The following is a 25,966-nucleotide window of genomic DNA, read 5'->3' as shown; positions in this document are numbered from 1 at the left end:
GCAATTGAGGAAGCGTTATCAAAATCATGACCAGTTCCAGATGAGGTTGTCAAAAATCCTAACTTATATTATCGAATGAATTTCTTCTCTCCTGGCTAAAAATAACATACTCCGCTCATTCCTCTGTTGGGTACTGGCTGACATGTCTCTCCATCATGGATCGATATTCAACCGGAGTCCGGCTTGTATATTTTTTGAATAACATGTGGAAATACTGACGACTGCCCACGCCCACATACTCCGAAATTTCCGAGATCGGAATATTCGTCTGCTGCAGCAGCATCTTGGCCTTCTCCATTCGAAGCATCGTAAGATAGTCCGTTGGGGTCCGCCGGGTGTGCTGACGAAAAATGCGATGCAGATAGCCGGGATGCAGATTGACCGCTGCCGCGATATCCTTCATCTGAATGCTGCGATCCATGTTGTGATGCATGAACTCAATGGTTCGTTTAACATATAGCTCCGACTGATCCGGTGCACTCCGGCTCATCTCCCCACGCAGCCGTGCAACCCGGACCAGCAGCTGGATAAACAGTGTACGCACCAGCGTACCCTGTTCCGGTGACTTGAGATTCCTGGCCTCGCGATGGTGGGATCGTTCATCAGAAGGAATGATTCGCATCGGGATCGCAGCCCCGCCGTGATTCATGAGGCCGCGTTGATCCAGCTCCAGTACAAGGCTTTTCATAATGTGGTATACCTCTTCCGGATCAGGCAGTACCATGTAAGGCGAAGCGTGCGTTAAGAAGGTACCGACTTCCTCCTCTTCCTGAGCGAGCTGCCGAATAGAGGGTTGTCCAGGCGCCGAGCCAGCAAAGCCAAACTCCACATTTAACATCCGGCATGGAACACCATCCTCGACCAGTAAACGGTGCGGAACACCTGCATCCAGCAGAATGAACTGCCCCTTTTTCAACACAGCCTGCTCTGAATTCCCATCTGGCATTAGCACATCGACCCTGCACATCCCCGAAATGATATACATGATTTCAGTCGAATCATGATGGTGATAGGCCATGCTGTAATTGTCCCATTGCTTATAATAGTACGCGTAGAATCGCGGCCCGCAGTCCGCTGTTCGCAGCTCCTTCTGAAACAGGCTTCCCGAAAAACGTTTCGTGCTCATGTCCATACCTCCGTTGATGCAGCGATCCTCACTTTTCTCCATTGTAACAATTCTGCAAGGTGGTGTTAAACTCTATTGCTTCAAATAGATTGCTTATTTTAATTAGATAATTATATAATTAGCTAAATATCTAATTTTAAGTGCATCCTATTATCCATCCTATAAGGAGGTCGTGTATGATGAGTACCATCTTCCATCTCGTGAGACACGGTTTAAAAGAGAGGCGTATCGGTGATGTACCCCTTACTCCTGAAGGGATCATACAAGCGGAGTTAACAGCAAGGCATTTGGCCAAGGCTGCTTTCCCTATCACCAAAATTGTTACGAGCCCCCTTCAAAGAGCAAAAGAAACTGCCGAAAGGATTGCCTTGTATACTCGTTGTCCTGCAGCCGAGGATTCCCGCTTGCGAGAGCGTGCCAATTGGGGCGATTGTCCTGATCAGACCTTGGAGCAATTTATCGCGATGTGGGACCAATGCACGTCTGAACCGGATTACATCCCGCCTGTAGGGGACTCGGCCAAAAAAGCGGGTCAACGTCTGGCCTCCCTACTGGCCGAATTGCACAATGAAGAGCTGACAAACCGTAACATCATCGTGGTTACCCATGGCGGACTTATTACCGATTTCCTGGTTCAGGCGTTCACCGAGCGAGAGCTGAACGTCTGGCATCCTGATTTTAAAACCGTACAAAACCGTCTAATTCCCGAATGTTCCATAACCAAGCTAATCTATGATAAAGGGAACTGCAGAATTGAAGCATTCGCGTCCATAGAACATTTGACATGAAGATAAGGATATAGCTCTGATATAGTGCCCCTCGACTGGATATAGTGTCCCTCAATTGGATGAGTTTTCGATCCAGTTCTCCTACTTCTTCTTACGTTCCTACGTGAAAAAGCTCTGGAACCCCTCATGTGCCGAGACACACCGGGATATTCCAGAGCTAGGTTTTATATCAGATACCTGTTTTCATCAACCTGAGCCTAATCACTTTCCACCTTTACCTGATTGGGGAGTGAAGAACTTGGGCAGCGTTACCTTCGACCAGTCGATATCCGATGCCATGTAGAAGGACGGATAGGAAGGCTGGTTATAACCACTGTTCTGTCCGGCAATACCTACACGGTACATGGCGTCATGCATCAGCGTGTACAGCTTCCGGTCAGTCTTCTCCGTACTCAGATAGATGCGGATCGCCGAGCTGTCCTCCGTTCTCACCAGCATCTCTTCCCGCCAATCCCCGAAAATATCGGCCACCAGAGATGGCGTACCTTTGGTATGATTGTTGGTTAATGTTCCTGTGGCGGTCAGCAGCGTGCCGCGATTCCAATCCTTGATGGTTGGAGTAACATCAATCGCGCCGTCTACGATCTGAGTCGTCATATCTGCTGCCCAGCGAATATTCATATTGGTGCCAGGCGCCTTATCACTTATTTTCTCCCCACTGGCTGTCCACAATCCTACGGCCCATGTCTCCAAGCCTCGGCGAGTCGGGTCTACATCCCCTACCATACCACGCCCAGTATCTTTGCCTGTGTACCCGCCATAGATCACTTCTCCGGTCTTGGCATCCCGCAAGGAATATCCGTATGGAGCCCACGGACCGCCTTCATGCACCATGAAGATTTCAAGTCCCGGACGATCCGGATCAATATCTGCCACATGCAGTGCATCCCCATGACCCAGACGGGCCACCGTTCCCGGTGCAGCACTCTCCGCAGGCATCAGATCCGTTGAGCTGTACAGCACACTGCCGTCATGATCAATCGTAGCTGAACCGTAGATAATCTCCTGCTTACCATCTCCATCGACATCAGCCACACTGAAATAATGAGCACCTTGAGTTGTAATGGAGCCGTACTCCGGATCTGTGCCATCTACACCGTGTGGTCCGTCGTTGAACGGATTTTTCATCGGCGTCCAGCCACTGTCCACTTTCCATTCGCGTTTGAGCTTTTTGCCGTCCCAGTTATAAGCCACCATCGTCGAGCGTGTATAGTACCCGCGTGCAAAGACAGCGGATGGATTCTTGCCATCCAGATACGCCACTCCTGCCAGGAAACGATCCACCCGGTTACCTGGCTCGATCCGTGCCATGGCATAATCGCCCCACATTAGACCGTCATCATGGCGCTCCGGCTCATAAGGAATGGTCTCTAGCTCTTTGCCGGATTCCCCTTCAAACACGGTCACGTACTCAGGTCCATCTACGATAAAGCCTTCGAATTTGCGCAGCTCGTTCTTATCACTGCGGCTTGGCGCATAGACATCGATGAAGTAATCAGCCAGACTCTCGGCATCCTGTTGGGACAATGGATAGGCATACTTCTTCTCTATGCCAAAAGCCTCCTCCAGCGTAGCTGGCCAGTTCCCCTTCACAACCTCCTCGTGTTTGTGCCAGTTTTTGAACATGTCGACTACATGATCATAGTAACCGTCAGCACTTAAACGATAGTCGTCTTCGTTGGAGTACCCTGCTTTGCGGTCTTCTTTTGGCAGCGTTATATATTTCTCTGACGTCACTTTTCCCTTTTTGTTATATTTGATAATCTTGGTTCCCGGAGCGGTCTTGAACATCAATTCTGCCTTGCCATCTCCATCAAAATCATAAACCAGCATCTGTGTATAGTGAGCACCCGCACGGATGTTGACCCCGAGATCAATCCGGTACAACAACTGGCCATCCAGGGTGTAGCAATCGACGTACGTTTTACCGGTGTAGCCTTTTTGAGATACATCCTTGGCGTTGGAAGGGTCCCATTTGACGAAAAACTCATATTGGCCGTCTCCGTCCACATCACCTACGCTCATGTCATTCGCGGAGTACGTGTAGGCTTCGCCAGCAGGTGTAACCCCATCATCCGGTTTTTGCAGTGGAATATCCATATAGCCACTCGCCCACGGCTTAACGGAGCTGCTGCGCTTGCTTTCCTTTCCCTTGCTGTTAACAGCGGCCACTTCATAGCGGGAAGACGATTTTCCTGCGGGATCGATATAGTTCGTACTGTCCGTAACGGTAGCAATCTTCTTGCCGTCGCGGTATACGTTGAAGTTCGTGCCTGTCAGCCCTTTGTCGCTGTACCCCGTTGCCTCATCCCCAAGTAACCTCCAGCTTAGAAAAACACCTTCGGACGTGGATGCGGCTACTAGCCCCCGATCCAAATATTCGAGCTGAATCTCTTTCAATGAACCGCCCCCCTTGTGTGATTGAAGGCTAGCCTCTGCTGCACTGCTGCCATTGGAAGCCGCTGCTCCGCTTGTCCCCGCGGTTCCCGCAATAAGCAAAGCTACGCTGAGTGCCGAGGATAACACCTTGGCCGCAAGCGGCATACGCATCTTCCGACGATTGGTCTGTACACGGGGAAACTCTTCCTTATGTACCTTTACTGTTGTTTTGGAATTCATCAACCTTCACTCTCCTTGAGACAGAATAGGTGATGCTTATCTTAATTTTGAACAGAACAGGTCGCCACAACATAATGATTGCGCTTACATAAACAAAGTCGATCAACCACTTAATCGACTTCCAGAGCACTGTCCTCCTTCCATTCCTCATTCAATTCGGAGCAAGCATTCCTGCCCAACGGGTACTATTATAGACATCCTTTCCGCTGTGACATAGGCAAATATCCGTTCAAAACGATCAATATTCAGTGTTTTATTGGACTCATTTCAAAAATAAGTCTGAACAACCGTTCCGTCTACGAATTGTTTTTCCGATCGCTGTTATCTCCAGAATCGACTTCGTCTCCTCCACTACCTTTCACATGTCCATCGAAGTCTCATTTTAAGATTGGTGGTCTCGAACTTGATGTGGGTAGCGAAGGTCGCTAGGCTCCAATTGTTACAAGTTAGATACAAGTTTGGCGCGTTTGGAAACATCCTCTCGCTATACTGACATTCGAATCGTACCAACCGGAACGGATATGCAGACGGTAATCAAAGGAGACTCGCATTACATGAACAGCGCAACAATTAACAACGCATATGTTAACTACAAATCGGATATCACACGGTACTTATCCCATATCATCAGGCAGCCTCAAGATGCGGAAGATCTGACGCAGGAATGCTTCATTCGGCTCATGAACGTTCACGCAGACATCCCTGAAGATCGACTGCTCTACTATCTCAAAAAGATTGCTTACAACCTCGCTCTGGACACCTTCCGCAAACGAACGCGAACCATGAAGCGGGATAGCAGGCTTGACGTGCCAACGTACCACTATGACATATCCGAACTGGAGATCACCGAGAGTGTTAATGATCTCTTCTCTGTCGTCAGTAACCCAGAACATCGCAAAATCCTTGAGCTGCGCGTCATTCATGGATACAGCATCAGGGAAACCGCTCAGCTCGTCAATCGCAGTGAAGGCATGATCAAATCTTCGGTATTCCATGCCGTAAATCGCATACGTGCCAAAGTCATCTCCTAAGAGATGACTTTTTCAGATTAGGTATGAGCAAAAATAAACAGAGGATGTAAGCTTTTATCGTATATTCTCATTTTGACGTATGACTAATGGCTCAATTTTACAAAACTCGAGGTATTTTTTACAAATTGTTATGACTATGTGAGATTTTGGTGTGATAAAATATGGACGAACTTATGAATCAACTAATATTTGGGAGGGATTTGGTTGGGTAAATTGACTAGCATGCGCGGAGTATGGTTAAAATCACTCCTTGCATTGTCCATGGCTTTACCGCTTCAGGTCGGATTATGGCATGGGAATGCTGCTGTTCACGCAGAAGGACCGACTGATCCGGCACCGTTCATCCAGGCAAAAGTGGTGAATGAAAATGCCGGCAAAAAGGTATTGTTCGACAATACGCATGCACAGACGGCTGGTGCGGCAGACTGGGTTATCGATGGCGGCTTCTCGGACTTCGGTAATGCACTCGCAAATGACGGGTATTATGTAAAAGAACTGCGCAAGACCACCCCTTTTACCTATGACGACCTCAAGGAGTACAACGTATTTGTTATCGCTGAACCTAACATTCCGTTCAAAACGACAGAGCAGGCAGCGATGAAAGAATATGTAGAAAATGGCGGCAGCATCTTCTTCATCGGAGATCACTACAATGCTGATAGAAACAAAAACCGTTGGGACGGTTCGGAAGCGTTCAACGGCTATCGCCGCGGCGCATTTGAAGATCCAGCCAAAGGCATGAGTGTAGAAGAGCGCAACTCTGAAGCAATGAAAAACGTAACCAGCTCAGACTGGTTGTCCGATAACTTTGGCGTACGATTCCGCTATAACGCACTTGGCGATATCGATGCAAATATCATTGTCCCGGCTGATCAAGCCTTCGGGATCACGGAAGGCGTATCGGCTGTAGCCATGCATGCCGGTTCAACTCTTGCCATTACTGATCCGGAAAAAGCAAAGGGTATCGTCTACCTGCCAAAAACCAATGCAAAATGGAATAATGCGGTGGATCAAGGCGTCTACAACGGCGGTGGAATCGAAGAAGGTCCATACGTAGCCGTATCCAAGCTGGGTGCAGGTAAAGCAGCCTTCATCGGAGACTCCTCCCCAGTAGAAGATGCATCTCCAAAATATTTGCGTGAAGAGACGGGTGCACGCAAAACAACCTATGATGGTTTCAAAGAGGCTGACGATGCTGCGCTGCTCGTCAACACAGTAAACTGGCTTGCTACGCAAGAAAACTATACCGACCTGACCCAGGTAAACGGTTTGGAACTGGATAGTCCAACTGCATTGCTGGCATTCGAAGAACCAGCAGCTTCTACCGAGCCACAGGCTGAACCTTGGGCTGCACCCGCTGCAGGCTACAAATGGTATGACAGCTCCACCTTCAAACCAGGTTCCTATGGCGGACCTGCTTCCAGCGCCAATGCTTCCTACAGCTTCGTGAAACAGGATACACTGCCTAACGCAGAGGACTTCCAGATTCGCGTTGTCGTGGAAAACATGCCTGCCAACACGACTGTATCCGGGTACAGTGCAGGAATTTATCTGACTGGCGGAACTCAAGTAGCGATGATTCAGAATGAGAGCGGCACTTGGCCGACTTCATATGGCTACAGCTCCACATTCAGCGTAACTTCCGACAGCAAAGGCCGGGCTATCAAGGATCTGAACGTTCGCATCAAGCCAGGAACTTCCGGTGCCGCGAACTTACGCCTTCGCCTGAACGGCAGCAACCTGATCATGAATGCTGTCACGATCAGCAATGTTCCAGCCGAGCAGCTTCCTGAGGAAGAAGGGCCGATTCCTGCAGCCATTACCATTGCTGAAGCACGTGCCAAAACAGCCGGAACAACGGTAACCGTTGAGGGCGTTGTAACTACCGAACCAGGTGCTTTTGGCGGACAATCCTTCTACTTGCAGGATGAAACTGGGGGACTGTATGTTTTCCAGAGCACAAGCGGTTTCCATGCCGGAGACAAGGTTAAGGTTACTGCAGCTACGGCGCTGTATAACTCCGAGTTCGAACTGACAGACATTGTTGCCATTGAAAAAACAGGAACGGCTGATATCCCGGCTCCTGTTGAAGCAACGACAGTAACGGATAACAATCAGGGACAATTGATCCAACTGAAAGACGTAACGGTTGAAAACATGGTCAGTGCAACACCTGTTGGATCGTTTGAATTTGACGCAGTTGCAGCAGACGGGACAAGCACTCATGTACGTGTTGATACACGCACAGGGGTAACTGAATCGAGCTTCCCTTACGCAGCAGGTGACAAAATCAATGTTACCGGTGTGGCTGCCATCTTCAAGGATGTATATCAATTGAAACCAAGAAACCTGAATGATTTTGCTGCTGCCGAGGAAGAAGGCGGCGGTGAAGAGCCTTCGATTCCTTCGGCGGGTGCACCGGGTAAACCCGTACTTTCCTCCAATAATGGCCATACCAATGGTCTTCTTGAAGGATCCTATACCGTTACCATGAACCTCTGGTGGGGCGAAAACGCGACAAGCTACAAATTGTACGAAGACGGCGTGTTGATCGATTCGCAAACGCTGACCAGTGCTTCTCCGCAAGCACAATCCGCTAAAACGACGATTACAGGCAAAGCCAACGGTACCTATACGTATGTAGCCGAGTTGACGAACTCCAGCGGTTCCACTCGCAGTGAAGTACTGACGGTTCAAGTTGCCAATGCCGCTCCAGGCAAAGCAGTCCTATCCCAGGACAACTGGGATGGAGATGGCAGCTACAAAGTAACGATGAACCTCTGGTGGGGTACAAATGCAACCGAGTATCGCCTCTATGAGAATGATGTATTGATTGATACTCAAGCCTTGAAAGCTGCAACACCATCTGCTCAAAGCGCGGCAACAGACCTGTCCGGTCGTGCCAACGGAACGTACACGTACCGTGCTGACCTGGTGAATGCAGCTGGTGTGACAAGCACCGAAACGATTACGGTTCAAGTTACCAAAGCACTGCCTTTGGCTAGCTAAGAGATAACAAAAAAACCGAACCCAACAGTGGCCTGGATTCCGGGCAACATGGTTTCGGTTTTTTTATTTTTTGTGACAGTTTGCCGCTCTCATATTCCTCCCACCTCTTTTATAAAAACGAAACGAAAATGTTGCAAACCTTAATGGATCATCTGAGAATCAAGATTTAGTTAAAATGCAGAAAAAAGACTATCCGCGCAGTTATATTTCAGCACGTGATAGCCTCTTCTTAATCCAAGACATCTATGATTATTTATACTAGCTTCTTCCGGATATACCCCGAGATCAGGTCAATGATCGTGATCATCACGATGATCCCCAGCAGGATAATCCCTACTCGCGGCCAGTTCCGCGTGCCGAGTGCAAAGATCAGCGGTGTACCAATTCCCCCTGCCCCAATCACACCCAGAATGGTTGCAGAACGTACGTTAATCTCGAAGCGATACAATGTGTAGTTGAGGAATCCAGGCAATACTTGCGGCAGCACGGCAAACCACAGTTGCTGCATACGAGTGGCTCCCGAAGCAAGCAGCGCTTCAGATGGTCCATAATCGATATTTTCCACTTCATCCGCAAACAGTTTACCCAGCATCCCGATGGAATGCAGTCCAAGTGCGAGTACACCCGCGAAGGAACCCGGTCCTACAGCCTTGATAAACAGCAAAGCCATAATAATCTCAGGAAAGGTACGGATGAAGCTCAGCACCATTTTCCCTGCACCCGATATGCCGCGGAAGCGGCTCATGTTTCTGGCAGACCAGAAAGCAAACGGAATACACAGCACTGCCGAAATAACGGTTCCCAGGATCGAGATCGCCAGCGTGTCCAGCAATCCTCGCAGCAAATCTTCACCTTCCGGCAAATAGACAAAATCCCAGTCAGGCGAAAAAATCCCGGCAATAATCGCCTTCATAATCTGTCCGGCTGTTTCCTTGAGGCCAGTAAACGGTACGCCTGCCAGTGCCCAGGCATATACCAGGATGAGCAGCAACACAATGACCCAGCGAAGCGGGTTCTTCCGAGGTTTGCGCCGGATGACGCTCGTTTCATTTTTCATCATAACAATTTCTCCCGCAGCTTAGTACTTACATAATCAATGATCAGAACAATAACAAGAGTAAAGAGAATGATCACGCTCGTTTTGTCATATTCCAGGAATCCAAGTGTTGCTTCATAGTACAGTCCAATACCGCCTGCACCTACCAATCCAAGGATGGCAGCCGCACGCACATTGATCTCAAAGGCATACAGAACATAGGACGTAAACTGGGCAGCCAGTTGTGGTACCACACCATAGACGATCAGTTGAATCCGGTTCATGCCAACAGCCGTCATCGCTTCCAGCGGTCCCTGATCAATTGTTTCCAGCGTTTCATAGGTCAGCTTGGCAATCAGTCCGACGGAGAATACGGCAAGTGCCAGAATACCCGGGATCGGGCCAAGACCGAATACAGCAACAAACAGTGCAGCGAGTAGCAGATCGGGCACGGTACGAATCAGGTTCAGTACAAACCGGGCCGGATAGTAGATCCAGCGGCTTGGCATCAGGTTGCCTGCACAAATTATCGCAACCGGAATGGCAATAATTGCGCCGATGGTGGTGCCAATCAGAGCCATACGAATGGTCTCCAGCATGCCCTGAACAATGTTGTCAAAGTAAGTCCACCGAGGTGGAAACATTTCCTTTATCAATTTCCACATTTCGGGGAATCCTCCAAACAGTTCGCCGAAGCTCGCATCGGTCTGTTTGGCACTGGCCCACAGCAGCAGCAAGATGATAATTAGCGTGAGCAGATGTTTGGTGCGGCCGGGTGGTTTGGGTCGATTGACGACCTGTCCAGGTCCGGATCCGGGCTCCTTCCCCGCTCCCGTTAGTGGTGTATGAAGTGAAGCGCCAGACTGCCCCTTCATACCAGTACTTCTCCCTGCTCGGTTACAGCCTGTTTATCCAACAACTCGTCTGCGAGAATCGGTCTGCCATAGATCTCCGCAAAACGCTCATCTGTCGCCTCTTCCACTGGACCGTCAAACACCACTTCACCTGCACGCAAACCGACAATACGTGTCGCATACTCCCTTGCCAGATCAATAAAGTGAAGGTTAACGATGGTCGTAATGCCGAGCTCCTGATTAATGCGTTTCAAATCATCCATCACTTGTTTGGTGGTGAGCGGGTCTAGGGAGGCAACCGGTTCATCTGCCAAAATGATTTTTGCTTCCTGTGCGAGCACGCGGGCAATCGCCACCCGCTGCTGTTGTCCGCCGGACAGCTGATCTGCACGGGAATAAGCCTTCTCAGCAATGTTTACGCGTTCGAGCGCTTCGAATGCAAGTTCCGTATCTTCCCTTGGAAAACGGCCCAAAATGGTACGCATCGTGGAATGATACCCGACGCGGCCCGCCAGAACGTTACGCAGGACACTCGAGCGTTTAACCAGGTTAAAGCTCTGGAAGATCATACCGATATCCCGGCGAATCATTCGTAATCTCTTGCCCTGAGCTTTCGTGATAGAACTGCCGTTGATCACGATTTCCCCTTCACTGATATCATGAAGACGATTGATGGAACGCAGCAGCGTGGATTTACCCGCACCGGACAAGCCTACAACCGCAATGAATTCGCCTTGCTTAAAGGTAAGGTTAATATTATCTAGGCCTTTGGTGCCGTTGGCGTATGTTTTGGTTACGTTGCGAAGCTCAATCATGACATTAATCCTTCTTTCATTAATAGAGTTCTATTTCGTTGCCTGGCAGTAACGGGACAAGCCAGCGCAGCGTATATCACGCTGAACTGGCCTGTCCGCACTGCGAATACATCTGTTACATTCATTGGAAACGAATGGCACCATCTACATATTTCAAATGTCTACTTGTAACAAAGACTACTCGGTTTTTACTTTTTCGCCGTATTGACGAACGATTTCGAACTTGCTGTCATCAGATTCTACATAACCTTCGTGTGTATAGATTTCTTTGATGATTTCATGACCTTCCGGATCTGTACCGATGTCGATGAACGCCTGTTTGATTTTGCTTGTCCAATCCGCATTCATGTCTGTACGTACAGCGATCGTATCGTTAGGAATCGGCTCTGTGAACGCCAGTACACGTGTATCTTCGAATACTGTTGGGTAGTCTTTGGAAACCGTGTTACGTGCATCTTGGAAAATGGCAGCTGCATCAACGTCACCGTTCAGTACAGCAATAACACCTTGGTCATGACCTTTTACCGTTACAGGAGTTACGTCTTTCAATGGATCAATGCCTCTGTCCAGCAACAGACCTGCCGGCCATACATAACCTGCGGAAGAAGTTACGTTTTGGTAGGCGATCTTTTTGCCTTTCAGTTCTTCAATGGATTGGATCGGCGAATCTTTTTTTACGATAAACATGGATTTATAGGAATCAGCCAGTTCTTCCGTCGGAGCACCTGTCTCATCATTTACGCCAAAACGTTGTGCTTGCAGAATAACTTGTGCTGCACCTTTTTCTTTTGCCAGTACATAAGCCGTTGGTGGCAGGAAGCCCACGTCTACTTTTTTGGAAGCCATCGCTTCGATAATTGTGTTGTAGTCCGTGGATACGCTGACTTTTACCGGAATGCCCAGTTTGTCGCCCAGCAATTTCTCAAGCGGTTTTGCTTTGGCTTCAAGTGTGTCTGCATTCTGGGATGGAACGAACTGTACAGTCAATTCAGTTGGTACATACCCTTCGGCTTCTTTGTCTGTTTCTGCCGTTTCGGTAGATGTACCGGAAGCATTGGAGCTCGAATTCGTCTCGTTAGCCGAACCCGTTGTACTGCTAGACCCACAAGCACTTAGAAACAGAACCAAAATCAACAATGGTAAAAATAAAGCGGACTTCTTCAAGCGAACACCCTCCAAAGAGTTTCTATTTTTCAATACTTGTCTACTATAATTGGCAAATATTTGCGCGATGTGAAACGAAATTTGGAGTTTTGTAAAGTTTCCTGTCAGGCTGTCAGACGAAGTTTCATCTGTTAGAATAGGCTCATTATGGTTGAAGATATAGATACAGAGGCTGATCTTCACTCGTTAATCATTGGCAAAACAGCCTGTGATTCCATATATTCATATTTATATATTAGAGGAGATTGTAAAATGACATCCGTAACCCGCACGTCTAATTTCGACATCCTTTTCACTAGTGATCTTCACGGGGCCATCCGTCCCATTCATTACAATACCAATGCGTACCGTCCAGCAGGTCTTGCCCTGCTCGCTTCGCTGATCCGCAAGCAGCGTGAACAATCACCCGAACTCATGCTGGTGGATAACGGGGATTTGCTGCAGGGCTCTCCCTTGGCATCCTATGCTGCTTCCTTGGAAACGGATAGCCATGTTCATCCCTTCATCACGGTTTTGAATGAACTGGGCTATGACGCTGCCGTGATGGGCAATCATGAATTTAACTATGGTCAGGAGTTGCTGCGCGGAGCCGTTCATGCCTCCCAATTCCCATGGTTATCCGCCAATATTGTTAGCAGCGAACAGCCGGATGTACCCGCGAATGGTCCTCCTTACATCATCAAGACATTAGCTTCTGGTGTTAAAGTAGCTCTGCTTGGTGCAACCACTCACTATATTCCGAACTGGGAGCATCCGAAGAATATCGAAGGTTTACATTTCCTTGACGCATTGGAGACCATTCGAAAATGGGTTGGTTACATTCGCGAGCATGAGCAGCCGGACGTAATGGTGGTCAGTTATCATGGCGGATTTGAGTGTGATCTGGAGAGCGGTGAGCCTGCCGAACGGTTAACTGGAGAAAACCAGGCCTATGCCATCTGCCGTGACATCGAAGGTATTGATGTACTTCTGACCGGGCATCAGCACCGTCAGCTTACTGCCGAAATTCATGGCGTGACCGTCATTCAGCCAGGCTTCAGCGGCAACGGTCTTGGACAAGTATCCGTTCAATTAGAGCAGCATTCGGACGGGACGTGGAAGATTACGGGGAAAGAAGCTCGTTTGCTGCTTCTGGATGAGAACAGCCATGTACAGCCCGATGCTGTTGTCATGGATCTTACGGAAGACCTGGAAGCTGCTGCTCAAGCATGGCTCGATCAGCCGATTGGCGAAGTAGCCGAGGACTTGTCCATCAACGATGTCACTGCTCTGCGGCTCTCGGCACATCCCTTCATTGACTTTGTACACCAGGTACAGATGGAAGCAACCGGAACTGAAATTTCCAATACGGCACTGCTCAGTGAAGAAGCCCGCGGCTTTGGCCCCCGCATTACGGTGAGGGATGTGTTATCCAATTTTATATATCCCAATACATTGACTGTATTGGAGTTAAGCGGTCAGGACATTCGGGATGCGCTGGAGCAAACAGCACGCTATTTTGAATTGAGCGCTTCCGGTGAAGTCGTGGTCAATCCGGCCTATATGACCCCGAAGCCGCAGCATTACAACTATGATATGTGGGCAGGCCTCGAATACGAGCTGGACATATCGAAGCCTGTGGGGAGCCGAGTGGTCAGACTGGAACGTGAAGGTAAACTGCTTGATATGAATGGAGCGTACTCTGTCGTGATGAATAGTTACCGTGCGGCAGGAGGCGGAGATTACGCCATGTATCCTGGCAAAAAGGTACTGCATGAAGGCGCCACAGATATGGCGGCACTGGTGGAGGACTATATTCGCAGACATCAACCTCTGAAAGTGGAGCAGTCGAATAATTGGCGTGTAATCAGCGGATAGTCAAAAAAGGCAGAACCTTCGCATATGAAGGTTCTGCCTTTTCAATTTGCTTTTAACCTATATCAGGGTGGAAGCAAGCGCAGCCAGCAGCAGGACCGCCACCCAAACCAGTATCAAATTCGCCATCATTAATGCAGCTTTGAACTTATAGTTATTATAGAACGCCCAGCAAGTGAATGATGCAAGGACGGAAACCGGATACGTAGCCAGCACCCCTGCGACAATGTACTCCAGTATGTAATCATCTGTATTGCTGCTGGCAAACATATAGAAACTGATAATTAACATATAAGGATAGCCTACGAGAGTAATCAAATTGATTGCGTTGATGGATAAAAGCCAGTATGCTACGGTACGATTTTTCACAATTAGCGACCTCCCGGAAACACAATCTTATTTCATTGATTCTAGCTATGACCTAAAACGAAACAAAACTGGAGGCAATACCGACTAATATGATTGCCGCAACCCAGAACAACAATAAATTACCGATAACCAGGGCCCATTTAAATTTGCGTACATGATAAAAAATCCAGCAGCTGAGTGACAAGAGAACAGCTACAGGATATGAAGCCATAATATAGACCGTTATATAGTTGGATATATAGTCATGTGAAGTCGGCGCATCAAACATAAACACACAAAGCATCAGCACCACCGGGTATCCAAGCAAAGTGATTAGATAGACCGCATTGAAAAAGAAGAGCAAGTAAGCAACTTTTGCATTCTTCATCCAACAAGTACCTCCTGAAAAACATCTCGTTCCAGTATATCCTTAAGATGACATATCGTCACGGTTATATTTTCCAGATAATTCAATACGATCTTCTGTCCATGTTTCCTATCTTCTTTCTTAGCCAGGCTCGGCGCAGCGCTTTTCCACACCTTCGACAAATCGGCAAAGAGCAGGGAATCAAGGGTTTCATGCCCTCATCCCTGCTCTTTTGCTGTAATCATAAAATCTAATATGAATCGATCACCTGACTCACAGACTACTATTGCGCTTTCTTGCGCAGCTGGCTGTAATACAGTTCACTGTAGAAGCCGCCCTGCTCCAGCAGCACGTCATGCGAGCCTTGTTCCAGCAGCTGCCCATCCTTCAGCACCAGAATGCGGTCTGCCTGCCGGATGGTGTTCAGCCTGTGGGCAATGACGAAGCTGGTACGTCCCTGCATCAGCCGCTGTAGACCTTCCTGGATTTTGATCTCTGTAACGGTATCAATGCTGCTGGTCGCCTCATCCAATACGAGTATGGACGGGTCCGCCAAAATGGCCCGGGCAATGGCAAGCAGCTGTTTCTGTCCCTGACTAATGCCGCTCCCATCTGCCTGAAGCACTTTGTCATACCCATCCTTCATGCGCATAATGAAAGAGTGAGCATTGGCCAATCTTGAAGCCTCTTCTACTTCTTCATCTGTAGCATCCAGACGGCCAAATCGGATATTTTCCCGAATGGTCCCTTGGAACAGAAATGAATCCTGAAGAACAAAAGCCATGTGGGAACGCAGGTTTTCACGCCGAATGGTCGTAATGTCCCTTCCATCCACCGTCAACATTCCCGCTGTCGGATCATAGAAGCGGGACAATAGCTGAATCAAGGTTGTTTTCCCAGCTCCTGTCGGCCCCACCAAGGCAATCATCTCACCCGGCTTCGCCTCAAAGCTGATCTCATGCAAAATGCTGCGTCCCTCATCGTATCCGAAAGAGACCCGGTCGAAGCGCACATCTCCTTCTACCTTGTTCAGTGAAACCGCAGCTCCTTCATCCTTCGCTTCTTCATCCTCGTCCAACACTTCGAACACCCGCTCCGCCCCTGCAATCGCAGACAATAGCGTATTCCACTGGTTCGCCAGGTCATTCAGCGGACGAGTGAACTGACGAGCATATTCCACGAAGATGATAATGACCCCAACGGTAACCGTACCCTGGATGGCCAGAATCCCCCCGATCCCTGCCACAATAGCAAAGCTCAGGTTGTTCAATCCATTCATCAGTTTGGGGATAAAACCGGAAATGGTCTGCGCCCAAAAACCGGATACCCGGATTCGTGTATTCCGCTCTTCGAATCCGCGAACCACCCGCTCCTCCTGGGAGAAGGCCTTGATGATTCGTTGTCCAGACAAGGTCTCCTCGATATACCCATTAAGTTCACCGAGATTACGCTGACGTTCTTTGAAGAGCGGTCCGGTTCGACGTGTAATCCAGCGCATGCCAATCGCCATCAGCGGTACAACGATAAATGTCAGCAGGGTCAGCAATGGACTTAACCAGAGCATCACGCCAAACGTACCAAGCAGCGTCAGCACACTGGAGAAAATCTGAATGGCCGAGCTGTTCAGCGTACCGCTGACATTCTCGATGTCATTCGTGACTCGGCTCATGATCTCACCCTGCTGACGTTTGCCGAAGAATGGAATCGGCAGCTTGTGCAGATGGGAGAACAGATCGTAACGCATCCGGAAAATGGTCTCCTGCGCGATTTCAATCATCCATATATTTTGCAGCCAGGAAGTGAGTGAGAACAGCACGTACACTGCTGCGAGTCCCAACAAAAACGTCATCCAGCTGGAGCTTGTCGCTTCGCTATCCATATAATTGTCCACGGCCACGCCAACCATGTACGGACCAAGCAGCGCCAGTGCAGAACTGGCAAATACCATCAGCAGTACCATCGTCAGCTTCACTTTGCGGCGAGCCAAGTAAGTCCAGATCCGGCCCAATGTACCGGACCAGTTCTTCGCCCGTGCCTTCGGCTTGCGACCTCCACCTGCTTTTAGCGTTTCGGGATCCAGTGGCGGCGGAGGCTGACGGAAAGGTTCAATGAACGCTTTGAACATGTGGTGTACCCTCCCCGTATTGAGATCCGTAGATTCGGCGATACAGCTCGGACGAATCCATAAGGTCTTCATGTTTTCCCTGCCCAATCAGACGTCCATCGTCCAGCAGAAGAATCAGATCCGCAGAAGTCGTTGAGCTGATCTTCTGGGTGATTATAAAGGTGGTACAAGATAGCTCTTCCAGCGCATCCAGCAGCCTCGCTTCCGTTGCCACATCGAGTGCACTCGTGCTGTCATCCAAAATCAGAATGCTCGGACGTCTGATCAATGCGCGTGCAATGGACAGACGCTGCTTCTGACCACCGGACAAGTTAACCCCGCGCTGACCCAGCTGCGTATCATATCCATTCGGGAGCTTCTCAATTGTGTCGTGAATCTGGGCACGCTTCGCGGCTTCCTTGATCTCTTCCAGCGTTGCGTCCTCCCGTCCCCAGGCAATGTTATCCCGCACGGAACCCGTGAAGAGAACCACCTCCTGCGGCACGTAACCGATTGCACCCCGCAATGCAGGTATTGGCAGTTGGTCTGCATCCCTGCCATCAATGAACACCTTGCCCTGATCCTCGGTATACAACCTTGGAATCAGCTGCACGAGTGATGATTTACCTGATCCTGTCGCACCCATAATGGCGATGCGCTCGCCTCGCTTGGCCGAGAACGTAATATCCTCCAGGACTGTAATATCACTGTTCGGATAGCTGAATCCTACATTTCGGAATTCAACTGCACCTTGAACAGCATTAGCTCGCTTAAACTGCTTTCCAGTTCCAGGGTCTTGAACCACAGCTGAATTCTGATCAGCCTCCGATGGATCCTCTGTATCAAAAACTTCGTTGATTCGCTGTGCTGAAGCACTGGCTCTGGAGAAGGTCACCAGAATCCAGGACAAGGCAGACATGGCCCCGATGGTGCGGAGCAGATAATTGATGACCGCGACCACTTCACCGACGCTTGCACTGCCGGTCGAGATGTCACGCCGTCCAAACCAGAGCACGGCGATGATGCAGCCATTCATCATGAGCAGCATGAAGGGCATGGTGGTCTCTGTCAGGCGCAGCGCGGAGATCGTACCCTTCATCAGCTTGCCGCTGAATCCGGCAAAGCGCTCGATCTCGTGGCCCATCCGGACGAAGACACGGATCAGCCGAATGCCTGTCAGATTCTCCTGGATGACACCGTTGACGGCATCCAGTCTGCGCTGCACATTGCGGAACAGCAGTGCGGCCTTTTTGATCATCCACATGACAAATACGAGCAGAACAGGCACCATCACCACGAGCAGCAATCCCAGCCTGGGATTCACGACAACGGCCATAATCATGCTTCCGATAACCACTAGTGGCACACGTGTCATGAACCGCAGACTCATGAATACCGTATCCTGTACCTGGGTCACATCCCCGGTTAATCGGGTAATCAGCGAGGACGTGGCGAATCGGTTAAATACGGCGTAAGAGAACGCTTGCACTTTGTCATACAGCTTCTCCCGCAGATCATATCCGAACCCGAGACTCGCATGTGATGCAAAAAATGAACTGGCGATTCCGGCAGCAAATGCCACGACAGCACTGCCGACAAGCACGCCGCCCCACAACCAAACCACAGACAGATCTCCTTGCTGTATCCCGTTGTCAATGATTTTGGAGATCAGGTAAGGCTGAGCAAGTTCCACCGCGAGTTCAATCAGCATCATGACCAGTGCAGCGCTCGCGGCAACCCGATACTTCTTCAAGTAGTACAACAGCTTGATCATTACCATTCCTCCGGCACCGGAGGGCTAGATTACCGTGACTCATTTTTTTGGTCTACGCAGCCAGCTCCGTTAGTCTCTTTCGTTAACTCTATGTAAAATTTCACGTACCCAATACGATTATTATATCTCATTTTACAGGTTGGAATCGTTAATATCTTCTTTCCTTCTCATTATTAACCTGAAATGGACAAGAGGATATCTATTCAGGAAAAAAACCTGGGCGGTAGGCCCAGGCTGAATCATTAACTATATATGAATCTGTTCACTTTGCCTTCTTAAAATCAGCCTGCTGCTGTTCATAGATTTCATAGAAATCGTCCCAGACCAGTACATTATCCTTTTCCTTGCTCCACCAGTCTTTGTACCACGTTTCGATCTCCGGCCCTCCGCCTTGCTCCCACTTCTGCTGGGCTTCCGCCGCAGCCTGTTCAACCGTATACTTGCTGCCCCCGATGATGGACCGTGTGAAAATATCGTTGATGGCTGTCGTTACATTGGTCAGCTTCACCTGAAGCTCCTTCGGCAGCTGTGGCATATGTTCCGAGTGGGTCACGCCCTCTCCGACCGGAAGATCCGTCATGTATACTTCCCGTGCTTCCTTGAAGAGTCGCAGCCCTTCCTTCTGGGATGGAATCTCCTCGCTGAACAGCATTTCGGTATACCCGCATTTGCCTTCCTCCAGGCGGCTGTACATCATGGCATAGTCCCCTGCCCAGCTGATCTCCTGCTTGTATTTCTCCTGATCGGAGATGCGCGGACAACCTTGCTCGTTCAGGGTGTAATGTGTGCCCTCAAATCCATTTTTGAAGGTTCGACCGGACTCCGTTTTGGTTAAAAAATCAATATACTGCATGACCGCTTCCGGATTTTTGGCGCGTGCATTCACGACCGCCGTCATCTGCACCGGGTTGTTCCATACCATCGTGTACTGTCCGACCGAAGTGGTTGGCAGCGCGATGACTTTTAGTTTAGCTTCCGGAACATTTTGCATCAGCGTATCCAGTTCTTTCGCCGCAAAACCCGTATAATCCGAAGTCATGGCAGCATACATGCCGATTTTGCCATTCAGGAAATCCTGCTTCGCCTTGGCGCCGTCCTTATCAGTTAGAAAGTCCTTATCCACCACGCCTGCTTCAAACAAGGCACGTTTAAATGCGGTCGCTTCCTTCATGTGGTTGGGACCCACAACGACTTCACCATTCTCTACATTGACCCAGTTGGCATTGAACATATAGCGGAACAGACCTGCTGTATCCCCAAATTGAAACCCGCCGATGCCATATGTATCATTTGCGCCATTTCCATCCGGATCATTTTCCGTGAAGGCTTTGGCTACAGCCAGCATCTCTTCCTCGTTCGTCGGCACCTCCAGATTCAGCTTCTCCAGCCAGTCTTCCCGGATGAAAAAGCTCGTCAGCGGAAATACCTCATTCATGCGTCCGACCTCGTACAACTTGCCATCACTTTTGATGCCAGCTTTCTTCAGCTGAGGATATTTCTCCATGAGTGCTTTGTATTCCACGCTGGAGTTCTCGATCAAGTCATCCAGCGGCATAAGCTGTTTCTGATTAAACAGGGTATTGCGGATGGGCGTTCCGAATTCAAAAATGACATCCGGCGCACTGCCTGAAGCAAACAATACGTTTAACTTGGACTGGGATTCCCAGCGGGGAACTGCCGTATATTTGACATTTGCCGGACCATTCTCGTTAATCCACTTGGACCACATATTATCTTCAATCGTGCCCATACCGCTCGGAACCGCCCCCCGATCATAGATCGTTGATGTGATGTTCCCTCTGCTGCCTTCGCCTTCTGCCTGCTCACTGCTACCTCCCCCTGTGCAGCCCGTCAGTATTCCACCGATCAAGCCCAGAACGAGACCCGACTTCACCCATGCCTTCATCCTTAACGCCATAGATAAGACCCTCTTTCGCTCATGTAATATGACACCCATGCAATATGACCGACATCCCGCTTGCCTGTCTTACCCTTTGATCGAACCAAGCATAACGCCTTTGACAAAGTACTTCTGCAAGAACGGATATACCGCCAAAATCGGAATGACCATCACAATCACGGCTGCCGCCCGAATACCTTCCGGTGTCAGATTTGAAATCATCGTTGGATCGGTAAAGTCCTGTACATTCAGATTGGACATAATCATATTCTGGACCAGTACAGTCATGTTGTATTTGGATGTATCGTTGATGTAGATCATCACGCTCATGAACGAATTCCAGTACCCCACGCCGTAAAAGAGAGCAATGGTCGCCAGCAAAGGTTTGGATAGCGGCAGCACAATACGGAACAACAGCCCCAGCTCACCACAACCGTCAATGCGGGCCGCCTCGTCTACTTCCCCGGGCAGATTTTCAAAATAGGACCGCATGATCAGCATGTTATACGTGCTCACCAGGCCAGGCAGCCAGAGTGCACCGTAACTATTCACCAGCCCCAGGTTTTGCACCACCAGGTAAGTCGGAATGAGTCCACCGTTAAAAATCATCGTGAACACCATTGCCATCGTAAAAAATCGCCGGTGATAAAAGTGCCTCCGTGACAGCGGATATGCCGCCATAATGGTCACGGCCATGCTGAGCCCTGTACCGATTAACGTAATCTCCACACTGTTCCAGAACGCGTTCAGAATCGGCGTCCCTGTAATCAGGCTGTGGTAGGAGAACCAGGTGAAATCGACTGGCCATAACCCTACGTTACCGGACACGACGGCTCTTGCATCACTGAAAGACAAAGCAATGATATTCAGAAGGGGCAGGATGCAGCTGACGGCAACCAATGATAACAATACATAATTGATCAGATAAAAGACTTTTTCTCCTCTGGTTTTTCTCATGCTGCTCTCTCTCCCTCCCTACCACAAACCTTCGTTGAATCGGCGTGCAATGTAGTTCGCACAAAAGATGAGAATAAAGGCCACCAGGGATTCAAACAATCCCATCGCTGTCGTCAGGCTGAACTGTGCCCCCTGCAGGCCCGTGCGATAAATATACGTACTGATGACATCAGCAACCTCGTTGACATTGGAATTCTGGAGCATATAGACCTGGTCGAAGCCAACCTCCATCACCCGCCCCATCGACAGAATGAGCAGAAGAATAATTGTCGAACGTATGCCCGGAAGGGTCACATGCCAAATCTGACGCATTTTGCTCGCCCCATCCATCTGTGCAGCCTCGTATTGGCTCGGATCAATGGTCGTGAGTGCCGCCAGAAAAATAATGGCATTGAAGCCCATGTCCTTCCAGATTCCCGATCCAACGAACACCGCAATCCAGGAGCCCTTGTTGTACATAAACGGGTAAGGTTCACCTGTCCAAGCTTCGACCCAGCGGTTTACGATCCCGTTTTCCAATGAGAAAACCGTCATGATCATCATCGCAATAATGACCCAGGAGAAGAAGTGCGGCATGTAGACCACGGTCTGCACCGTCCGCTTGAAGGCCATGTTTCTCACTTCATTGAGCATGATGGCCAGGATAATTGGAATGGGGAATCCTACGATGATGCTTAACAGACTCAGGAACAAAGTGTTCCGGATAATCTCCACCGTACGCGGATCGCTGAACAGCGTCTCGAAATGTTGGAAGCCAACCCACGGACTATGCCAGAGCCCGTCATAGAAGTTATAGTCCTTGAAGGCCATGACCAGTCCACCGATGGGTGCATAACGAAAGGTCAGGTAAAACAGGATCACCGGAATAAACATCAGGATTAACGGAATATTGGTCTTGAACCTTCTTAGCCGCTGCTGCCTGATTCGATGCTTCATTTCATTATCCGGTGGTTGTACTCCGGATGGCGTTCCAGCGGCCAGTTCGCCTTTCATATTCATCACTCCTCTCTGCTGCGGATGGCTATAACTGTATTTTAGATAAAAATGTAAGCGTAAACATTTGTTATTTAACGATCCTTTTTAAAATTTCTACGCAAAAATAACCCCACATGGTGGGGTTGTCATTGGAAATAAAACTGTCTGCATACAGATTTCTTATGATCTGATCTTGACTGTAAAACACATAAAGAACAGGCGCTACTCTTGGTGATCTCCAGCGCCCAGCTTACGATATTCGCGAGGAGACAATCCTGTCGCCTGTTTGAATACCGTTGTGAAATAGCTTGAGTTATCGAAGCCTGTCTGTTCTGCTATATCCGCCATGCTCTGCCGGGTGCTGTACAGCAGCAGCTTCGCTTTCTCGATCCGGCGTTTGCTGACATACTGGCTGAAGCCCTGCCCGGTCTCCTTTTTGAATAAATGACTCAGGTAATTCGGCGTCACATGCACATGAACAGCTGCGGCCTGCAGCGAGCAGCTTCCGGCGTAATTCATCTCAATATACCGAATGACACGTGTGATCACATGATCCTGTTGCTCTCGGGTCAGGCGCATCATCATATCCATCCACTCTTCACTCTTCGAGCGAGCCCATGCAATGACTTCGGGCACGGTATGAATCCATAGCAGCGGATCTGGACCGAATGTGTCCAGTCCCCCGGATTCCTGTGGCTGAAGCTGCTGTGCGAGCATGTCCGTCATGACTTTCATAAGCAGATGAATCTCGGATTTGCATTGGGGCAGTGGCATTCGGGCGGCTTCCTCCAGCAGGTCCTCCACCCAAATGATCATCTGCTCAAATTGCTGATGGAGCAGCAGTGAAGCCAGTTCTTCGCGCCATCTCTCGGTACGGTCCACCTGGTTGTATTGCTCCCTGATTCGGATGTCCGACTGCTTCCGGCGATACCGTTCATGTGCCTTGCGCAGCACCTTACATGCTTCATCGAGGGAGAACGGCTTGAGCAAAAATTCAATAGCCCCATAGCGGATGGCACGCTGTGCATATTCAAATTCACGATACCCTGTCAAAATGATAATCATGATATCCCGCCCGCTCTCATGTATGCGTTCAGCCAAGTCCAGACCATCCATTACAGGCATGTTAATATCCGTAATAATCAGATCAGGCGTACAGCTGTGCACCGCCTGAATCGCTTCTTCTCCATCAGCAGCTTCTCCCACAACCTCCCATCCGAGAGGGTTGTTCCGAACCAGATGAATTAGCCCCTGACGGAATAACGCTTCATCATCGACTACAAGCATTCGTCCATTCACAGCACCTGCTCCTCTCTATCATCCGAATTCCCGGGCATGGTTCCTGCTCCGATTTGATATGGTAGACGAAGGCGTACAAGCGTCCCTTCACCCACAGCAGACTCGATCTGTACGCCATAAGGCTCCCCGTGAATCAGTTCGATTCTTCGGAGTACACTTCGGATACCGATATGCTGACGTTCCTCTTCCGCATGTGGAACTGGCTTCATTATTCGTTCCATGACCGCTGCATCCATGCCGCAGCCGTTATCTACTATTTCAATAATAAGCATGTCCGTTTCCTTCTCCGTCTCACGCCCTGGTTGCCGTAAACCACGAATCTGCAGACGGCGATTGTCCCTCTTGTCTGAGAAGGCATGTACAAACACATTCTCGACGATAGGCTGAAGCAGCAATCGGATCACCTGACAGCGAAGTAACTCGGCAGGAATTGAAATTTTTATGGATAATGCTTCCTGATATCTGGCCTGTTGGATTTGCAGATAATGATCGATTTGCGTCATCTCATCCTGGAGAGTCGTTAATCGCTGCACGGGTTCCAATGTATACTGCAGCATTTCAGACAGGGCTGTAACGAGACGAGCGGATTTCTCATCGCCCAGCATATAAAACTTCCAGAAAAACATGCTTAGTGTGTTATATAGAAAATGAGGGTTCAACTGCGCCTGAATGGCTTTGAGCTCAGCTTCCTTTTCACTGAGTTCCCGCTCGTACACCTGATGAATGAGCGTATCGATCCGTGAAGCCATCGCATTGAACCGTTCACCGATGAAGCCCAGCTCATCCCGCGTCTCAATTCGGACTCTTGTATCGAACTGGCCATCGCGCACTCTTTTCATCGCATTGACCAGACTGGCCAGCGGACGCAGCAATCTGCCGCTAATGATAGTGATGATGAACCAGGAGCATAGTACGCTGGCTGCGGCAGAGAACACGGCAACTTGCAGGATGAGTTTCCCTTTGTTCTGAATCTGTGCGAGCGATACTTTGCTTACTAGTGTGAAACCTGCCTTGTCGGAGGTTTGTTTGGTATAGAGGTGCGTTGATCCCTGCTCGTCCCTGATTTCTGTTGCCCCCAGGTTTAGCTGTGTAAGCGGTGGTGGGTCTGCATCCTGATTATGAAACGCATATAGCAGCTGCCCTTCGGCATCAAACAGATCAACAGCAACTTCCTCGTTCAATCGCAGGTCCTTGAGATACGACTCAAACAGCGAGGTGTTAAACAGGATCAACATCACTCCATACGTTTCCAGATCAACCGACCGCATTAATCGTCCAGCCAAAATCCAATTGGACTGCTCCTCCTGCAGAAAAGCATCCGGACCCAGACGATTCCACACATATTCACCGCCCGTCCCTTCCAGCTTATGAACCATCTCGGCCAAATAGGAAGGATTCATCTGTTGAAACGAGCCAGCAAAGGCGCCAAGATTAAATATATTTCCCTTCAGATCATAAATGCGAAGCCCCATGATCTCCGGTGCATCCAGCCTTACCTGGTACAACTGATCATCCAGTTCATCCTCAAGCTTCATCTGATCATAGGAAGAGATGCCTGCTGCCTGTGCCTTAATGGCATTTTTCACGGAAGGATTGAGTGTGATATAATCCGTGACCTTGTACATGTCGTTGACCCGCGAATCCAGCCGTGCCAGAACCTGTTCTGCTGTAAGACTATACTGACGACTGACTTCTTCATTGAACAGGGCAATATGGATGCGATATGTAATCAGCCCTGTCATTCCGGAGATGAGTACCGTCGCAGCCGATAAAAACAAGACTAGTTTCGTTCTAAATTTAAAGCGTTTACAAAAATTATCCCACCATATCCTGTACACGCACCTCACCCTTATCCCGTTCCCGTCTTATGCTTAAAAACATATCACACCCCTGTTCAAAAAAACAGAAAAACCCTGACCCTGTCTGCACTGGTCAAAGTTTATCAT

The 25,966-nt window shown here is 49.2% G+C and carries 19 protein-coding genes; 4 read left to right on the top strand and 15 right to left on the bottom strand.

The window, feature by feature from the left end; translation table 11 throughout:
* Positions 1 to 115: 115 nt before the first annotated feature.
* Entirely contained in the window at positions 116 to 1,126 is a 1,011-nt protein-coding gene (locus MHB82_RS04765) for an AraC family transcriptional regulator (RefSeq protein ID WP_341173986.1), read from the bottom strand.
* A 179-nt stretch (positions 1,127 to 1,305) separates the two neighbouring features.
* Here MHB82_RS04765 and MHB82_RS04760 point away from each other — a divergent pair, with 179 nt between their 5' ends.
* Positions 1,306 to 1,914 (top strand): histidine phosphatase family protein, encoded by a 609-nt coding sequence (locus tag MHB82_RS04760; RefSeq protein ID WP_341173985.1) that lies wholly within the window; start codon positions 1,306 to 1,308, stop codon positions 1,912 to 1,914.
* Between the two features lie 201 nt (positions 1,915 to 2,115).
* On the opposite strand, the gene MHB82_RS04755 is transcribed toward MHB82_RS04760, so the two are convergent.
* Positions 2,116 to 4,458 carry a rhamnogalacturonan lyase gene (locus tag MHB82_RS04755; RefSeq protein WP_341176580.1) on the bottom strand — a complete coding sequence of 781 codons (2,343 nt, stop codon included), beginning with the start codon at positions 4,456 to 4,458 and terminating at the stop codon, positions 2,116 to 2,118.
* A gap of 629 nt (positions 4,459 to 5,087) precedes the next feature.
* On the opposite strand from MHB82_RS04755, the gene MHB82_RS04750 reads away from it, so the two are divergent.
* Positions 5,088 to 5,564, top strand: coding sequence for an RNA polymerase sigma factor (locus MHB82_RS04750; RefSeq protein WP_176476164.1), 477 nt, complete (start codon positions 5,088 to 5,090; stop codon positions 5,562 to 5,564).
* Between the two features lie 204 nt (positions 5,565 to 5,768).
* Positions 5,769 to 8,573, top strand: coding sequence for a DUF5689 domain-containing protein (locus MHB82_RS04745; RefSeq protein ID WP_445671215.1), 2,805 nt, complete (start codon positions 5,769 to 5,771; stop codon positions 8,571 to 8,573).
* 253 nt (positions 8,574 to 8,826) lie between these two features.
* Here MHB82_RS04745 and phnE (MHB82_RS04740) read toward each other — a convergent pair whose 3' ends face one another.
* From phnE (MHB82_RS04740) to MHB82_RS04725, 4 genes are all read right to left on the bottom strand, one after another.
* Positions 8,827 to 9,633, bottom strand: a complete 807-nt coding sequence (phnE, locus tag MHB82_RS04740) for a phosphonate ABC transporter, permease protein PhnE (protein ID WP_183522458.1) — start codon at positions 9,631 to 9,633, stop codon at positions 8,827 to 8,829.
* The gene (phnE, locus tag MHB82_RS04735) at positions 9,630 to 10,484 is read right to left on the bottom strand and encodes a phosphonate ABC transporter, permease protein PhnE (RefSeq protein WP_110755896.1); all 855 of its coding nucleotides are present in this window, start codon (positions 10,482 to 10,484) and stop codon (positions 9,630 to 9,632) included. Before phnE (MHB82_RS04735) ends, phnE (MHB82_RS04740) begins: the two co-directional genes overlap by 4 nt.
* The gene (gene phnC / locus MHB82_RS04730) at positions 10,481 to 11,278 is read right to left on the bottom strand and encodes a phosphonate ABC transporter ATP-binding protein (RefSeq protein ID WP_110755894.1); all 798 of its coding nucleotides are present in this window, start codon (positions 11,276 to 11,278) and stop codon (positions 10,481 to 10,483) included. Before phnC ends, phnE (MHB82_RS04735) begins: the two co-directional genes overlap by 4 nt.
* Before the next feature lie 177 nt (positions 11,279 to 11,455).
* The gene (locus tag MHB82_RS04725) at positions 11,456 to 12,442 is read right to left on the bottom strand and encodes a phosphate/phosphite/phosphonate ABC transporter substrate-binding protein (protein ID WP_341173984.1); all 987 of its coding nucleotides are present in this window, start codon (positions 12,440 to 12,442) and stop codon (positions 11,456 to 11,458) included.
* Positions 12,443 to 12,694: 252 nt separating this feature from the next.
* Between MHB82_RS04725 and MHB82_RS04720 the strand changes: the two genes are divergently transcribed.
* Positions 12,695 to 14,299, top strand: a complete 1,605-nt coding sequence (locus MHB82_RS04720) for a bifunctional metallophosphatase/5'-nucleotidase (RefSeq protein WP_341173983.1) — start codon at positions 12,695 to 12,697, stop codon at positions 14,297 to 14,299.
* Between the two features lie 57 nt (positions 14,300 to 14,356).
* On the opposite strand, the gene MHB82_RS04715 is transcribed toward MHB82_RS04720, so the two are convergent.
* The 9 genes from MHB82_RS04715 to MHB82_RS04675 all read right to left on the bottom strand — a co-directional run bounded on the left by MHB82_RS04715 (position 14,357) and on the right by MHB82_RS04675 (position 25,798).
* Positions 14,357 to 14,665: a hypothetical protein gene (locus tag MHB82_RS04715; protein WP_341173982.1), complete on the bottom strand. Its 309-nt coding sequence runs from the start codon at positions 14,663 to 14,665 to the stop codon at positions 14,357 to 14,359.
* A 52-nt stretch (positions 14,666 to 14,717) separates the two neighbouring features.
* Entirely contained in the window at positions 14,718 to 15,032 is a 315-nt protein-coding gene (locus MHB82_RS04710) for a hypothetical protein (RefSeq protein WP_341173981.1), read from the bottom strand.
* Positions 15,033 to 15,294: 262 nt separating this feature from the next.
* Positions 15,295 to 17,136 carry an ABC transporter ATP-binding protein gene (locus MHB82_RS04705; protein WP_341173980.1) on the bottom strand — a complete coding sequence of 614 codons (1,842 nt, stop codon included), beginning with the start codon at positions 17,134 to 17,136 and terminating at the stop codon, positions 15,295 to 15,297.
* Positions 17,117 to 18,889, bottom strand: a complete 1,773-nt coding sequence (locus MHB82_RS04700; RefSeq protein WP_341173979.1) for an ABC transporter ATP-binding protein — start codon at positions 18,887 to 18,889, stop codon at positions 17,117 to 17,119. The genes MHB82_RS04705 and MHB82_RS04700 overlap by 20 nt, the downstream gene beginning before the upstream one ends.
* A 262-nt stretch (positions 18,890 to 19,151) precedes the next feature.
* Positions 19,152 to 20,807, bottom strand: a complete 1,656-nt coding sequence (locus MHB82_RS04695; protein ID WP_341173978.1) for an extracellular solute-binding protein — start codon at positions 20,805 to 20,807, stop codon at positions 19,152 to 19,154.
* A 69-nt stretch (positions 20,808 to 20,876) separates the two neighbouring features.
* Positions 20,877 to 21,746, bottom strand: coding sequence for a carbohydrate ABC transporter permease (locus MHB82_RS04690; protein WP_095361125.1), 870 nt, complete (start codon positions 21,744 to 21,746; stop codon positions 20,877 to 20,879).
* An 18-nt stretch (positions 21,747 to 21,764) separates the two neighbouring features.
* Positions 21,765 to 22,739 carry an ABC transporter permease gene (locus tag MHB82_RS04685; RefSeq protein WP_095361124.1) on the bottom strand — a complete coding sequence of 325 codons (975 nt, stop codon included), beginning with the start codon at positions 22,737 to 22,739 and terminating at the stop codon, positions 21,765 to 21,767.
* A gap of 204 nt (positions 22,740 to 22,943) precedes the next feature.
* Positions 22,944 to 24,020, bottom strand: a complete 1,077-nt coding sequence (locus MHB82_RS04680; protein ID WP_341173977.1) for a response regulator transcription factor — start codon at positions 24,018 to 24,020, stop codon at positions 22,944 to 22,946.
* Positions 24,017 to 25,798 (bottom strand): cache domain-containing sensor histidine kinase, encoded by a 1,782-nt coding sequence (locus MHB82_RS04675; RefSeq protein WP_341173976.1) that lies wholly within the window; start codon positions 25,796 to 25,798, stop codon positions 24,017 to 24,019. The genes MHB82_RS04680 and MHB82_RS04675 overlap by 4 nt, the downstream gene beginning before the upstream one ends.
* Positions 25,799 to 25,966: the final 168 nt, after the last annotated feature.

Source organism: Paenibacillus sp. FSL K6-2862 (assembly GCF_038005125.1).
GTDB lineage: Bacteria > Bacillota > Bacilli > Paenibacillales > Paenibacillaceae > Paenibacillus > Paenibacillus illinoisensis_A.
The sequence above is the reverse complement of the archived record's forward strand: the minus strand, read 5'-3'. Positions and strand labels throughout refer to the sequence as shown.

Bases quoted from the DNA above. Each gene is read 5' to 3' on its own strand.
- MHB82_RS04765 (WP_341173986.1), bottom strand. From the start codon at position 1,126: ATGAGCACGAAACGTTTTTCGGGAAGCCTGTTTCAGAAGGAGCTGCGA.
- MHB82_RS04760 (WP_341173985.1), top strand. From the start codon at position 1,306: ATGAGTACCATCTTCCATCTCGTGAGACACGGTTTAAAAGAGAGGCGT.
- MHB82_RS04755 (WP_341176580.1), bottom strand. From the start codon at position 4,458: ATGCCGCTTGCGGCCAAGGTGTTATCCTCGGCACTCAGCGTAGCTTTG.
- MHB82_RS04750 (WP_176476164.1), top strand. From the start codon at position 5,088: ATGAACAGCGCAACAATTAACAACGCATATGTTAACTACAAATCGGAT.
- phnE (WP_183522458.1), bottom strand. From the start codon at position 9,633: ATGATGAAAAATGAAACGAGCGTCATCCGGCGCAAACCTCGGAAGAAC.
- phnE (WP_110755896.1), bottom strand. From the start codon at position 10,484: ATGAAGGGGCAGTCTGGCGCTTCACTTCATACACCACTAACGGGAGCG.
- phnC (WP_110755894.1), bottom strand. From the start codon at position 11,278: ATGATTGAGCTTCGCAACGTAACCAAAACATACGCCAACGGCACCAAA.
- MHB82_RS04720 (WP_341173983.1), top strand. From the start codon at position 12,695: ATGACATCCGTAACCCGCACGTCTAATTTCGACATCCTTTTCACTAGT.
- MHB82_RS04710 (WP_341173981.1), bottom strand. From the start codon at position 15,032: ATGAAGAATGCAAAAGTTGCTTACTTGCTCTTCTTTTTCAATGCGGTC.
- MHB82_RS04705 (WP_341173980.1), bottom strand. From the start codon at position 17,136: ATGTTCAAAGCGTTCATTGAACCTTTCCGTCAGCCTCCGCCGCCACTG.
- MHB82_RS04700 (WP_341173979.1), bottom strand. From the start codon at position 18,889: ATGATCAAGCTGTTGTACTACTTGAAGAAGTATCGGGTTGCCGCGAGC.
- MHB82_RS04695 (WP_341173978.1), bottom strand. From the start codon at position 20,807: ATGGCGTTAAGGATGAAGGCATGGGTGAAGTCGGGTCTCGTTCTGGGC.
- MHB82_RS04690 (WP_095361125.1), bottom strand. From the start codon at position 21,746: ATGAGAAAAACCAGAGGAGAAAAAGTCTTTTATCTGATCAATTATGTA.
- MHB82_RS04685 (WP_095361124.1), bottom strand. From the start codon at position 22,739: ATGAAAGGCGAACTGGCCGCTGGAACGCCATCCGGAGTACAACCACCG.